Annotated in this window: 12 protein-coding genes; 7 read left to right on the forward strand and 5 right to left on the reverse strand. The window is 72.3% G+C overall.

Going from position 1 to position 13,330, the window contains the following annotated elements; translation table 11 throughout:
- Window positions 1-20: 20 nt before the first annotated feature.
- Genes AB0E91_RS17475 through AB0E91_RS17490 form a run of 4 tightly spaced genes read right to left on the reverse strand, consistent with a single transcriptional unit; the run spans window position 21 to window position 4,117 of the window.
- Complete coding sequence (locus tag AB0E91_RS17475) at window positions 21-827, reverse strand: FMN-binding protein (protein WP_361781956.1); 807 nt, start codon at window positions 825-827, stop codon at window positions 21-23.
- A 49-nt stretch (window positions 828-876) separates the two neighbouring features.
- Window positions 877-2,259, reverse strand: a complete 1,383-nt coding sequence (locus tag AB0E91_RS17480) for a ferredoxin reductase family protein (RefSeq protein WP_361781959.1) — start codon at window positions 2,257-2,259, stop codon at window positions 877-879.
- Between the two features lie 59 nt (window positions 2,260-2,318).
- A complete protein-coding gene (locus AB0E91_RS17485) occupies window positions 2,319-2,750 on the reverse strand; it encodes an FMN-binding protein (RefSeq protein WP_361781962.1) in 432 nt (143 codons plus the stop codon).
- 17 nt (window positions 2,751-2,767) lie between these two features.
- Window positions 2,768-4,117 carry a ferredoxin reductase family protein gene (locus AB0E91_RS17490; RefSeq protein ID WP_361781965.1) on the reverse strand — a complete coding sequence of 450 codons (1,350 nt, stop codon included), beginning with the start codon at window positions 4,115-4,117 and terminating at the stop codon, window positions 2,768-2,770.
- Window positions 4,118-4,262: 145 nt separating this feature from the next.
- Between AB0E91_RS17490 and AB0E91_RS17495 the strand changes: the two genes are divergently transcribed.
- Together AB0E91_RS17495 and AB0E91_RS17500 are read left to right on the forward strand one after the other, a co-directional pair.
- Window positions 4,263-5,003 (forward strand): response regulator transcription factor, encoded by a 741-nt coding sequence (locus tag AB0E91_RS17495; protein WP_361781968.1) that lies wholly within the window; start codon window positions 4,263-4,265, stop codon window positions 5,001-5,003.
- Between the two features lie 38 nt (window positions 5,004-5,041).
- Window positions 5,042-6,523 carry a HAMP domain-containing sensor histidine kinase gene (locus tag AB0E91_RS17500; RefSeq protein WP_361781971.1) on the forward strand — a complete coding sequence of 494 codons (1,482 nt, stop codon included), beginning with the start codon at window positions 5,042-5,044 and terminating at the stop codon, window positions 6,521-6,523.
- Window positions 6,524-6,536: 13 nt separating this feature from the next.
- On the opposite strand, the gene AB0E91_RS17505 is transcribed toward AB0E91_RS17500, so the two are convergent.
- Window positions 6,537-7,124, reverse strand: a complete 588-nt coding sequence (locus AB0E91_RS17505; RefSeq protein ID WP_361781974.1) for a pyridoxamine 5'-phosphate oxidase family protein — start codon at window positions 7,122-7,124, stop codon at window positions 6,537-6,539.
- 90 nt (window positions 7,125-7,214) lie between these two features.
- On the opposite strand from AB0E91_RS17505, the gene AB0E91_RS17510 reads away from it, so the two are divergent.
- The 5 genes from AB0E91_RS17510 to AB0E91_RS17530 all read left to right on the forward strand — a co-directional run bounded on the left by AB0E91_RS17510 (window position 7,215) and on the right by AB0E91_RS17530 (window position 13,263).
- Window positions 7,215-8,408, forward strand: coding sequence for an argininosuccinate synthase (locus AB0E91_RS17510; RefSeq protein ID WP_361781977.1), 1,194 nt, complete (start codon window positions 7,215-7,217; stop codon window positions 8,406-8,408).
- 131 nt (window positions 8,409-8,539) lie between these two features.
- On the forward strand, window positions 8,540-9,961 hold the full coding sequence (gene argH, locus AB0E91_RS17515; RefSeq protein ID WP_361781979.1) for an argininosuccinate lyase: 1,422 nt from the start codon (window positions 8,540-8,542) through the stop codon (window positions 9,959-9,961).
- A 157-nt stretch (window positions 9,962-10,118) separates the two neighbouring features.
- Window positions 10,119-11,090: an aldo/keto reductase gene (locus tag AB0E91_RS17520; RefSeq protein WP_361781981.1), complete on the forward strand. Its 972-nt coding sequence runs from the start codon at window positions 10,119-10,121 to the stop codon at window positions 11,088-11,090.
- A gap of 86 nt (window positions 11,091-11,176) precedes the next feature.
- On the forward strand, window positions 11,177-11,728 hold the full coding sequence (locus AB0E91_RS17525) for a helix-turn-helix domain-containing protein (RefSeq protein WP_361781984.1): 552 nt from the start codon (window positions 11,177-11,179) through the stop codon (window positions 11,726-11,728).
- Window positions 11,725-13,263 carry an MFS transporter gene (locus AB0E91_RS17530; protein WP_361781987.1) on the forward strand — a complete coding sequence of 513 codons (1,539 nt, stop codon included), beginning with the start codon at window positions 11,725-11,727 and terminating at the stop codon, window positions 13,261-13,263. The genes AB0E91_RS17525 and AB0E91_RS17530 overlap by 4 nt, the downstream gene beginning before the upstream one ends.
- Window positions 13,264-13,330: the final 67 nt, after the last annotated feature.

The following is a 13,330-nucleotide window of genomic DNA, read 5'->3' on the forward strand; positions in this document are numbered from 1 at the left end:
TCACCCCCTCGGCCACCCGGTCAGCCACCGGCCTGGTCCAGCGCGGACTGCAGCGACTGCTTGTATCCGGTGCTGGTGTAGGTGGCCCCGGACACCGAGTCGATGTCCGCGTTCCCGGCCGTCACGGCCGCCTGGTTGAGCTTCGGCACGGACAGGGCGGTCTTCTGGTCGCTGGTGCCGCCCTTGGGCGCCTGGACCGCCTCGGCCCGGGTGATCTTCTTGCCGCTGACCGTGATCCGCACCTGGACGGCGCCGTACGGCGTCTGCACCGCCTTGCCGGTGACGGTACGCGGAGCGGCCGCCTCGGCCGAACCGGCCCCGCCGGAACCGGAGTTGGACCCCGACCCCGACCCCGACCCCGGAGCGGGTGCCGACGCCTTCACCTTGTCCAGCGCCGACTGGAGCGACTTCTTGTACCCCGTGCTCGTGTACGTCGCCCCCGACACCGAGTCGATGTCCGCGCTCTGCGCCGCCACCGCCTCCTGGTTGAGCTTCGGCACGGAGAGGGCGGTCTTCTGGTCGCTGGTGCCGCCCTTGGGCGCCTGGACCGCCTCCGCCTTGGTGACCTTCCCGCCGCTGACGGTCAGCCGCACCTGCACGGGCCCGTACTGCGTCTGGACCACGTCCCCGGTCACCGCCCGGGTACCGGCCTGCTCCGCGCCGCCCTGCGGCGACTCCTGCGCGGCCGCCGTCTGCTGCGGGGCCGCGCCCGCCGCCGACGCCGAGGACGGGTCGGAGGACGGCTTCAGCGACAGCAGCAGCACGACGCCGGACACGGTCGCGGCGGTGGCCAGCACGACCCGCCGAATCGGGTGGCTCTTCCTCATGTCTTCCAGGGCTCCAGGTCTTGTGCGAACGGTCTTCGGTGAGCGCCGCTCACATCTCGAACGACTCGTGGTGGATACGGCGGGCCGGCACCCCGGCGTCGCGCAGCGCCTCGTACACCGACTGCGCGAATCCGGGCGGGCCGCACATGAAGACGTCGTGGTGATCGATGTCGGGGATCTTGCGCTGGAGGTTCTCCGCCGAGATGTCCGGGCGCCGCCCCTCCGGGCTGTTCACCGCGTACATCAGCCGGGCGCCGCGCTCCTCCGCGATGGTCGCCAGCTCGTCCCACAGGGCCAGGTCCTGCGTGGTGTTGGCCCGGTAGAGCAGGGTGATGTCACCGGCCGCGCCGGGCAGCGTCTCGAACAGCGCCCGCATCGGCGTGATGCCGACACCGCCCGCGACCAGCAGCACCTTGCCCCGGCTGCGCCGCTGCGCGGTGAGCGCGCCGTACGGCCCCTCCGCCCACACCCGCGTGCCCGGCGTCAGCTCGCGCAGCCGCGCGCTGTGGTCGCCGATCGCCTTCACGGTGATCCGCAGCATCCCCGGGCGGGGCGCCGCCGACAGCGAGTACGGGTGCGAGCTGAACCGCATCCCAGGGGCCAGGAACCGCCAGCGGAAGAACTGGCCCGCCTGCGCGCCCATCCGGTGCAGTTTGCGGCCCGAGATCAGCACCGACACGATGCCCGGCGACTCCTCGATCACCGCCTCCACCCGCATCCGGTGCCGCATGTTCAGCCGGACCGGCACGATGATCCGGTACCAGAGCACCAGCGCGGTCACCGCGCCGTAGAGCACGTACCAGAAGGTCTTGGCGGTCGGCTCCACCGCGAAGTCGTTGCCGGTGGTGATCTGGTGCCAGAACGTCAGGAACACGGCCGCGTACGTCAGCAGGTGCACGTGGTACCAGGTGTCGTACGGCAGCCTGCGCCGCACCACACCGATGGACGACAGGCCGATCACCACGAACAGGCCCGTGCCGATGGCCGCCTTGCCCATGTCGGGCAGCTGGTTCACCGAGTCGATCGTCTGCTGCACGATGTCCCCGAGGGACTTGCCCGCCTGGAGCGCGTACCCCCACATGATGAGGAAGACATGCGCGAGGACCAGGCTGAGCGTGTAACGGCCGCTCATCGCGTGCCAGCGGGCCACCCGGTCCGAGCCGACCCGCCGCTCCAGCGCGGGTACGCGCGCCATCTGCAGCACGACCAGCGCCATCAGGTATCCGGCGAGCAGCCCGGTGATCCGGCCCGCGTTCAGAATCCGGCCCGCGTTGTCCGCGATGGACGGCGTGTTGTGCCACCAGAGCCACAACACGGCCGCCGCCCCGGCCCACACCGCCAGCAGCAGCGGAACGGCGGGGGAGCGGCGCGGACGGATGCGGCGCATCGTCTGGCGGCGGGCGGCGCGTCCGCCCGCAAGCGTGGTGGTCACGGTTCCTCCGTGGGGACTTGACCCTTGGCCCACACATACGAGCGGTACGCGCCGAGTGTTCAGCGTGCGGCGGAGTCGAGCGCGGACTGGAGCGACTGCCGGTATCCGGTGCTGGTGTAGGTGGCTCCCGACACCGTGTCGATGTCCGCGCTCTGGGCCGCCAGCGCCTCGGCGCGCAGCCGGGGCAGGGCGTACGCGTTGATCTCCTGGTCGCGCGGATTGTCCGACGGCTGCTGGAGCGTGGTCACTTCCGTGAGCCTGCCGTCCTCGAGCGTGACCCGCACCTGGACCGGTCCCCACCGCGTCTGCGCGGTGTCTCCGGTGGCGGTGCGGCTGCCTGCGCTCGCGCCGGACGACGCCCGCGACGGGACGGCCGTCGCTGCCGGGTTCGTGTGCGGTTTCAGCGACAGGGGCAGCACCGTCACGGCGACGGCGGCCGCGCAGGCCAGGACGGTACGGCGCAGGGGCCGGTTCTTGCGCAGGGGATGCACGGTGATTCCTCTGGGTCCTACAGCTCGAACGATTCGTGGTGGATGCGCCGGTCCGGGACGCCAGCCGCCCGCAGTGCCTCGTAGACGCCTTGGGCGAAGCCGTGGGGGCCGCAGAGGTAGACGTCGTGTCCCGGCAGACCGGGGTACGCCGAGCGCAGCCACTCGGGGGTGAGGACCGGGCGCTCGCCGTGCGGCCCGTTGAGCACGTACCGCACGGTGGCGCCGCGTCGGCTCGCTATCACGTCCAACTCCCCCCGCAGGGCCAGGTCTTCTGGCCCGCGTGCCCGGTAGAGCAGCGCCGTTTCCCCGGGCAGCGTCTCGAACAGCGCCCGCAGCGGGGTGATGCCGACCCCGGCCGCGATGAGCAGGGACCGGTGGCTCGTGGCCCGCTCGGCGGTGAGCGAGCCGTACGGCCCCTCCGCCCACACGCGGGTGCCCGGCCGCAGCAGTGCGACCCTCGCGCTGTGGTCGCCCAGCGCCTTCACGGTGATCCGCAGCCGGCCGGGGAGCGGCGACGCGGAGAGCGAGTACGGCGTGGAGGTGCCGCCCAGGCCCGCGCCGAGGAACCGCCAGCGGAAGAACTGGCCGGACCGCGCGCCGAGTTCGTCCAGCCGCTGTCCGGTCACGACCACCGAGTACACGCCGGGCGCCTCCGCCCGCACGGACTCCACCCGCAGCCGGTGCCGCAGATTGAGCCGCACCGGGACCAGCACACGGAACCAGAGCACCAGCGCCGCGGCCGAGAGGTACAGCGCGTACCACGCGGCGCTCGCCCCGCGCCCGCCGAGGTCCGCGCCCAGGGCCACCTGGTGCCCGAAGGCCAGGAACACGGCCGCGTAGGTCAGCAGATGGACGCGGTACCAGAACTCGTGGCTCGTGCGGCGGCGCACCGCCCGCGCGGAGGTGATCCCCACCGCGAACAGCACGACCGTGCCCGCCGTCGCCTTCAGCATGTCGGGGTAGTCGAGGACCACGGTGACCGTCTCGTGCCACAGCGAGGCCCGGTCCTGCGCGGCGTACCCGGCGAGGATCAGCACCACGTGTGCGGTGAGCAGGGAGACCGTCCAGCGCCCGGCCAGGGCGTGCCAGCGGGCCACCCGGTCCGAGCCGATCCGCGTCTCCAGCAGCGGCACCCGCGCCATCAGGCCGACCAGGACCGCACAGGCGTACCCGCACAGCAGACCGGTGATCCGCCCGGCGCCGGTCAGCCGGCCCGCCGCGCCCACGACCGTGTCCGTACCGCTCCACCACAGCGCGAGCACGGCCGCCGCGCCCGCCCACAGCGCGATCAGCACGGGTACGGCAGGCGAGCGGCGGGCCGGGGGTGACACGGGCGGTGCCGCGCGCCACTCGTCCACGGTGGTCATCGGTGTCGTCCCTTCGTCCGTCAGGACCGCCACTGTGCGCTGCGAAGTTCTGAGGGACCTCTGAACGGATCCCGGGTTCTCAGAGGAAACTCAGAGGTGGGAGGGCACACCACACCCCTTCGCGTCGGCGATGCTGGAGAGCGCGATGAACACCTCCCGCTCCGGCCGCCCCACGCTCACCCGTCCCGACGGCACCCCGCTGCGCGTCCTCGTCGTGGACGACGACCCCGACCTCGCGGAGGTGCTCACCGGAGTCCTGCGCTACGAGGGCTGGGAGGTGCGCGCGGCGGGCGACGGCGCCTCGGCCGCCGCCGCGGCACGGGAGCTGCGGCCCGACGCCGTGGTCCTGGACGTGATGCTGCCGGACACCGACGGCCTCGCCGTGCTGCGCCAGCTGCGGGAGGCCGAGCCCGGCGTCTGCGTGCTCTTCCTCACCGCGCGGGACGCCGTCGAGGACCGCATCGCGGGGATCACGGCGGGCGGCGACGACTATGTGACCAAGCCCTTCAGCCTGGAGGAGGTCGTCGCCCGGCTGCGCGGACTCCTGCGCCGCGCGGGCATGGCCCGCCTCCTGACCGAGGGGCCGCGCCTGACCGTGGGCGACCTGGTCATGGACGAGGACGCGCGCGAGGTGACCCGGGGCGGCGAGCTGATCGAACTCTCACCGACCGAGTTCGAGCTGCTGCGCTACCTCATGCGCAACCCGCGGTGCGTCCTGAGCAAGGCGCGGATCCTCGACCGGGTGTGGTCCTACGACTTCGGGGGCCGCGCGCACGTGGTCGAGCTGTACATCTCCTACCTGCGCAAGAAGGTGGACGCCGGGCGCGAGCCGATGATCCACACCGTGCGCGGGGCGGGGTACGTGCTGAAGCCGGTGGCCCGGTGAGGAGGCCGCGTCTGCCGGTGAGGTGGCCGCGTGTGCCGGTGAGGTGGCCGAACCTGCCGCTGTGGAGGCCACACCTTCCCCGCACCCTGCGCGCCCGGCTCACCGCCGGGCTGGTCGTCCTGCTCGCCGTGAGCTGCGCGGCCGTGGGCCTGGCCGCGGTCGTGGAGCTGAACGGCTTCCTCACCCGGCGCCTGGACCAGCAGCTCGTCGAGGCGGGCGACCGGTTCCCGGAGAGCCTGGAACACCACGGCGTCCTGCCCGACGACCACGACGGCGACGAGTACGGCGACACCCGGCGCCAGGCGGCGGGCACCTTCGGCGCCCGGCTGGTCGACGGCAAGGTCACCCACCGCGGCCTCGTGCGGGCCGGAGATCCGACCGCCGACCTGGGTGTCGCCCTGACCCCGGCGGACGAGCGGGCGCTGGCCGCGCTGCCGCCCGACGGCGGCCCGCACACGGTCCGGCTGTCCGCGCTGCGCGACTACCGGCTGACGGCGGACCGGGGCCGGGACGGCGACGTCCTGGTCGTCGGACTTCCCCTGGAGCCGGTGGAGGCCGCCGTCCACCGGCTGGAGCTGGTCTCCGGGGTCGTCTTCGGGCTCGCCCTCGTGGTCACCGGAGTGGCCGGGGCGCTCTGGGTCCGCTGGTCGCTGCGGCCGCTCAACCGGGTCGCCGCGACCGCCACCCGGGTCAGCGGACTTCCGCTGGCCAGCGGCGAGGTGGCCCTCCCGCCGAGGGTGCCGGTCGCGGAGCCGCGCAGCGAGGTCGGCCGGGTCGCGACCGCCGTCAACCACATGCTCGGCCATGTCGAGGACGCGCTGACCAAGCGGCAGGCGAGCGAGGAGCGGCTGCGCGGCTTCGCCGCCGACGCCAGCCACGAACTGCGCACCCCGGTCGCCTCGGTGCGCGGGCACGCGGAACTCGCGCTGCTGCACCCCGGCCCGGTCCCGGCCGAGGTCACCCGCGCGCTGGAGCGCATCGCCGCCGAGTCCGCCCGTATGGGCGCGATGGTGGACGACCTGCTGCTGCTCGCCCGCCTCGACGCGGGGCGCCCCCTGGAACGCCGTCCGGTCGACCTCACCCGCCTGGTCCTGGACGCGGTCACCGACGCCCGCGCCGTGGGCCCGGACCACCGGTGGACCCTGGATCTCGCCGAGGAGCCGGTCACCGTCACCGGCGACGCCCACCGGCTGCACCAGGTCCTGGCCAACCTCCTGGCCAACGCTCGCCTCCACACCCCGCCCGGCACCGAGGTCACGGTCACCCTGACGGCCGAGGACGGCGCGGCCCGCCTCCGCGTGCGCGACGACGGCCCCGGCATCCCGGAGGAGGTCCGCGCCCACGTCTTCGAGCGGTTCACCCGCGCGGAACACCGGCGCCTCGCGGACGCCCCGGGCGGAGGGGCCGGGCTCGGCCTGTCGATCGTGTCGGCGGTGGTCGAAGCGCACGGCGGAGCCGTGAGCCTGGAGAGCGGGCCGGGAAGCACGACGTTCGAGGTGCGGCTGCCCCGGGAGGGCTAGGGAGAAACACCCTCTAGCCCCCGGTCGGCGGAAGCGGCAGCGGCAGTCCCGGCAGGCCGTCGAGGCTCGTGGCGATGTGGTCCTTCTTCGCGAAGTATGCGCTCAGCGAGGCGTCGTCCTCGCGGGCGAAGCGCTTGCCGTGCAGTTCGCGGTCCGATTCGTAGGCCATGTACGGGACGGCGTAGCCGCAGGAGTCGCGGATCAGGTCCGCGCGGACCACGATGACGGCCCGCAGGCCGTGCCGGGCGGGGTCGATGTCCGGGAACGCGGCCAGGAGCTCCGGGAAACGGGGGTCGTCGCGGAAGACGGGCTCGCCGCGGCCGTGGACGCGGACGATGTTGGGCGGCCCCTGGAAGGCGCACCACATCAGGGTGATCCGGCCGTTCTCGCGCAGGTGGGCGATGGTCTCCGCGTGGGAGCCCGCGAAGTCGAGATAGGCCAGCGTGAGGTCGTCCAGGACGGCGAAGGAGCCCTTCAGCCCCTTGGGGGAGAGGTTGACCGTGCCGTCGCCGGACAGGGGTGCGGTCGCCGTGAAGAAGAGGGGCTGGTCCTCGATGAATCTCCGCAGCCTGCCGTCGATGCGCTCATATGTCTTTCCCATGCCTGCTGGCTACCCGCGTGCCGCGATTGACGAATCATGCAGACTTCTGCATACTCATGCATAACAGCGAATGCACGTGAGGAGAAAACCGTGACCGAGCGCGTCGTACTCGCCTACTCAGGCGGACTGGACACCTCCGTCGCCATCGGCTGGATCGCCGAGGAGACGGGCGCCGAGGTCATCGCCGTAGCGGTGGACGTCGGCCAGGGTGGCGAGGACCTGGACGTCATCCGCAAGCGCGCCCTCGCGTGCGGTGCGGTGGAGGCCGAAGTGGCCGACGCCAAGGACGAGTTCGCCGAGGAGTACTGCCTCCCGGCGATCAAGGCGAACGCCCTCTACATGGACCGGTACCCGCTGGTCTCGGCCCTCTCGCGGCCGACCATCGTCAAGCACCTCGTGGCCGCCGCCCAGAAGCACGGCGCCACCACGGTCGCCCACGGCTGCACCGGCAAGGGCAACGACCAGGTCCGCTTCGAGGCCGGCATCGTCGCCCTCGCCCCCGATCTGAAGTGCATCGCCCCGGTCCGCGACTACGCGATGACCCGCGACAAGGCGATCGCCTTCTGCGAGGCGAAGAACCTCCCGATCGCGACCACCAAGAAGTCCCCGTACTCCATCGACCAGAACGTCTTCGGGCGTGCCGTCGAGACGGGCTTCCTGGAGGACATCTGGAACGCGCCGATCGAGGACATCTACGAGTACACCTCCAACCCGGCCGAGCCCCGCGAGGCCGACGAGGTCGTCATCACCTTCGAGCGCGGCGTCCCGGTCGCCATCGACGGCCGCCCCGTCACCGTCCTCCAGGCCATCCAGCAGCTCAACGAGCGCGCGGGCGCCCAGGGCATCGGCCGGATCGACATGGTCGAGGACCGTCTCGTCGGCATCAAGTCCCGCGAGGTGTACGAGGCTCCGGGCGCCATCGCCCTGATCACCGCCCACCAGGAGCTGGAGAACGTCACCGTCGAGCGCGAACTCGCCCGCTACAAGCGGCAGGTGGAGCAGCGCTGGGGCGAACTGGTCTACGACGGCCAGTGGTTCTCCCCGCTCAAGCGCGCCCTCGACGGCTTCATCACCGAGGCCAACGAGCACGTCTCCGGCGACATCCGCATGACCCTGCACGGCGGCCGCGCCGTCGTCACCGGCCGTCGGTCCCAGTCGTCGCTGTACGACTTCAACCTCGCCACCTACGACACCGGCGACACCTTCGACCAGGCCGCCGCCAAGGGCTTCATCGACATCTACAGCCTGTCGTCGAAGATCGCGGCCAAGCGGGACCTCGCGTAGCCAAGCGGGACCTCGCGTAAGCGACCTCGCGCAAGTCGCGTCGTTAACAGGACAGCAGTAGAACGACCGCCTCTCCGCCTGTCAGGGTGGGGAGGCGGTCGCACACCCAGCCACACCCGAGGAGCAACGCAGTGAGCAGCAACAGCGGTGACGTACGGCTCTGGGGCGGCCGTTTCGCCGACGGTCCCGCCGAGGCCCTGGCGAAGCTGTCCGCGTCCGTCCACTTCGACTGGCGGCTCGCCCCCTACGACATCGCCGGCTCCCGCGCCCACGCGCGCGTGCTGCACACAGCGGGCCTGCTCACCGAGGACGAGCTGACCCGCATGCTCGCCGGGCTCGACCAGCTGGAGGCGGACGTCGCCGACGGCTCCTTCGTGGGCACCATCGCCGACGAGGACGTGCACACCGCCCTGGAGCGCGGCCTCCTGGAGCGCCTGGGTCCCGACCTCGGCGGCAAGCTCCGCGCGGGCCGGTCGCGCAACGACCAGGTCGCCACGCTCTTCCGGATGTACCTGCGCGACCACGCCCGGATCATCGGCGGTCTGATCGCGGACCTCCAGGACGCCCTGATCGGCCTGGCCGAGGCCCACCCGGACGTGGCCATGCCCGGCCGCACCCACCTCCAGCACGCGCAGCCGGTGCTCTTCGCCCACCATGTGCTGGCCCATGTGCAGTCCCTGTCCCGGGACGCCGAGCGGCTGCGCCAGTGGGACCAGCGCACGGCCGTCTCGCCGTACGGCTCCGGCGCGCTCGCCGGGTCCTCCCTGGGGCTCGACCCGGAGGCGGTCGCCCGCGACCTCGGCTTCGAGCACGGCAGCGTGGGCAACTCGATCGACGGCACGGCCTCGCGGGACTTCGTCGCGGAGTTCGCCTTCATCACCGCCATGATCGGCGTGAACCTCTCCCGGATCGCCGAGGAGATCATCATCTGGAACACGAAGGAGTTCTCCTTCGTCACCCTGCACGACGCCTTCTCCACCGGCTCCTCGATCATGCCGCAGAAGAAGAACCCGGACATCGCGGAGCTGGCGCGCGGCAAGTCCGGCCGCCTCATCGGCAACTTGACGGGCCTGCTGGCGACCCTCAAGGCCCTTCCCCTCGCCTACAACCGCGACCTCCAGGAGGACAAGGAGCCGGTCTTCGACTCCTGCGACCAACTGGAGGTGCTGCTCCCCGCCTTCACCGGCATGATCGCCACCCTCACCGTGCACCGCGAGCGCATGGAGGAGCTGGCCCCGGCCGGCTTCTCCCTCGCCACCGACATCGCGGAGTGGCTGGTCAAGCAGGGCGTACCGTTCCGCGTCGCGCACGAGGTCGCGGGCGAGTGCGTCAAGGCCGCCGAGGCCGAGGGCAAGGAACTGGACGAACTGACCGACGACCAGTTCGCCAAGATCTCCACCCACCTCACCCCCGAGGTCCGCACGGTCCTGAACGTCCCGGGCGCCCTGGCATCCCGCAACGGCAGGGGCGGTACGGCCCCGAGCGCGGTGGCGATCCAACTGGCTGAACTGAAGACGGATGTGGAGACACAGCACGCTTGGGCGAGGCTGTAGTTAGTTTTTGAGGGGCGCGGGGCTGTATCGATGTGCGGCTACCGCCGCGTGGGCGCGACAAGCCACGACGCACCCGCAGTCGCCCAAGAGCCGAACCCCCCGAGCTCTTGGGCGCACCGGTTACGTTGGTGCCGCAGCCGACCGAACGGAGCCCGAGATGCCCTTCGCCCGCCTCGCAGCCGCGACCACCCCGACCCGCCACATCGGCCTGGGCCTCGCCGCAGTGGGCCGCCCCGGCTACATCAACCTGGGCCGGGCCCAAGACCTCGGAGAGAACCGCACGCCCGAGGCGCTACGAGCCCGCACCCACGAACTCCTCGACGCCGCCTACGCGCAGGGTGTCCGCTACTTCGACACCGCCCGCTCCTACGGCCGAGCGGAGGAGTTCCTCGCGGACTGGCTCAGCGCCCGCGCAGACGTGAACGACGTGGTCGTCGGCAGCAAATGGGGCTACACCTACACCGCCGACTGGTCCACCGACGCCGAGCGGCACGAGGTCAAGGACCACTCCCTGGCCACCTACGACCGCCAGCGCGCAGAGACAAACGCCCTGCTCGGCGACCGGCTCGACCTCTACCAGATCCACTCCGTCACCCCTGACAGCCCGGCCCTCACCGACCGCGCCCTGCACGAACGCCTCGCGGAGGCGGCGGCCGACGGCCTGACCATCGGCTTCTCCACCAGCGGCCCCGCGCAGGCCGACGCCGTCCGGGCCGCGCTGAAGATCACGGTGGACGGCGCACGGCTCTTCCGTACCGTGCAGTCGACGTACAACGCCCTGGAGACCTCGGCGGGCGCCGCCCTCGCGGAGGCGCACGACGCCGGGCTGACCGTGATCGTCAAGGAGGGCATGGCCAACGGCAGGCTCGCCGGACCCGACGCGCCCGGGCCCCTGCGGGAGGTGGCCGAGGAGACCGGCCTCGGCGCCGACGCGGTCGCCCTCGCCCTGATCCTCTGCCGCCCCTGGGCCGACGTGGTGCTCTCCGGCGCCGCGACCGCCACCCAGCTCACCTCCAACCTGCACGCGGCCGCCGTCGACCTGGACGAGGACCAGTTGGCCCGCCTCGCGGCCGTGGCGGAGGACCCGCGCGCGTACTGGGAGCGGCGCGGACAGCTGCCCTGGCACTGAGGGCACCACCTGGCAAGACCAGGCCCGCGTGAGTCACGCATGCCCACGATGAGACATCAATGTCTCACCAGAGGTACCCTTGTCTCATGGCCCTGGACCGAGACCACGTGCTGCGCAGTGCCGCGGCCCTGCTGACCCGCAGATCCACCGCGACCATGGACGAGGTCGCCCGTGCCGCCGGGATCAGCCGCGCCACCCTGCACCGCCACTTCGCCGGACGCGACGCGCTCGTCCGCGCGCTGGAAGCCCTCGGCATCGCCGAGTGCGAGGCCGCGCTCGACCGCGCCCGCCTCGACGAGGGCCCCGTGAGCGAGGCCGTACGCCGTCTGGTGCGCGAGCTGCAGCCCGCCGCTGGACTGGTCGCCTTCCTCTACGGCGAGAGCCAGCTCTGGGAGGGCCAGGGACAGAACGAGGGCTGGGAGCGACTGGACGCCCGGATCGGCGCGCTGTTCCGGCGCGGACAGCGCGAGGGCGAGCTGCGCATCGACCTCACCCCCGCCTGGCTCACCGAGGCGCTGTACGGGCTGATCACCGCGTGCGCCTGGGCCACCCTGGACGGCCGCGTGGCCGCCCGTGACTTCCCCACCATGGTCGCCGAGCTGCTGCTCGGCGGCGCCCTCAGGAACGAGGAACCATGACCGGCACCCTGCGGCCGGCCGTCGCGACGGGTACCGAACCCCGCCCCGGCCGCTGGCTCGCACTCGCCGTCCTGACCCTGGCCGTACTCCTGGTGGCCGTCGACGCCACCGTCCTCGGCCTCGCCACCCCCTTCATCAGCGAGGACCTCCACCCCTCCGGCACCGAACTGCTGTGGATCGGGGACGTCTACTCCTTCGTCATCGCCGGACTGCTCGTCTCCATGGGCAGCCTCGGCGACCGCGTCGGCCGCAAGCGCGTCCTGCTGTGGGGCGCGGCGGCGTTCGGTGCGCTCTCCGTCCTGAACGCCTACGCGACGACACCCGGCCTCATGATCCTGGCCCGCGCCCTGCTCGGCGTGGCGGGCGCGACCCTGATGCCCGCGACCCTGGGCCTGATCCGCACCCTCTTCCACGACCCGCGCGAACGCAGCCTCGCCGTCGGCGTCTGGGGCGCCACCGCCTCCGCCGGTACGGCCGTGGGGCCCATCGTCGGCGGCTTCCTGCTGGAGCACTTCTGGTGGGGCTCGGTCTTCCTGATCAACCTGCCGGTGACGGTCCTGCTGGTCCTCGTCGGCGCCCGCACCCTGCCCGAGTCCCGCGACCCGAGGCCCGGCCCCTGGGACCTGCCGAGCGTCGCCCTCTCCCTGACCGGCATGCTCGGCGTGGTCTACGCGGTCAAGGAGACCGCCACCCACGGCCCGACCGCCCCCGCCCTCGCCACGGGCCTGCTCGGTGCGGCCGCGCTCTACGGCTTCGTACGCCGCCAGCTCGCCCTGCCCACCCCGCTCCTCGACGTACGGCTCTTCCGGCGCCGGGGCTTCGGCGGAGCCGTCCTCGCCGATCTGCTCACCGTGCTCGGCATGTCGGGGCTGGTGTTCTTCCTGTCCCAGTACCTTCAACTGGTCCAGGGCAGGCACCCGTTCGAAGCGGGCCTGGCCGAACTGCCCGCCGCCGTCGGCGCGGTCGCGGCTGGCCTCCTCGCGGGCCGCGCCGCCCGCCGCTTCTCGGTCCGCGCGGTCGTCTCGGCGGGCCTGGCCGCCATCGGCCTCGCCCTCGCGGCCCTCACCACGATCAGCGAGTCCACCGGCTACCCGCTCCTCGGCGCCGCGCTCCTGATCGTCGGCGTGGGCGCGGGCTTCTCCTTCACCGTCACCGCCGACGTGATCCTCTCCAGCGTCCCGAAGAACCAGGCGGGCGCCGCCTCCGCCGTCTCCGAAACGGCCTACGAACTCGGCGCGGCCCTGGGCATCGCCCTCCTGGGCTCCATCGTCACAGCGGCCTACCGAGACTTCACGGCACCGCCGGGCACCCCGACAGCCGCCCACGAATCACTGGGCGCGGCGGTGGAAACGGCAGCGAAAATGCCCCCGCCGGCCGCGCACGATCTCCTGGAGGCATCCAGAGAAGCGTTCGTACACGGCCTGCACTTGGCGTGCGGAGCGGGGGCAGCGGTACTTCTGGCGACGGCGGTGGCGGCATGGTTTTTGCTGAGGAAGCAGAAACTTGCTGACGCAGGTGAGGCTTATCGCCGTTAGGGGCGCGGGGAACTGCGCGACAAGCCACAACGCACCCGCACCCGCAAAAGAACGGAAGCCCTACGGC

It is taken from the genome of Streptomyces sp. NPDC026659, assembly GCF_040638245.1.
Classification (GTDB): Bacteria; Actinomycetota; Actinomycetes; order Streptomycetales; family Streptomycetaceae; genus Streptomyces.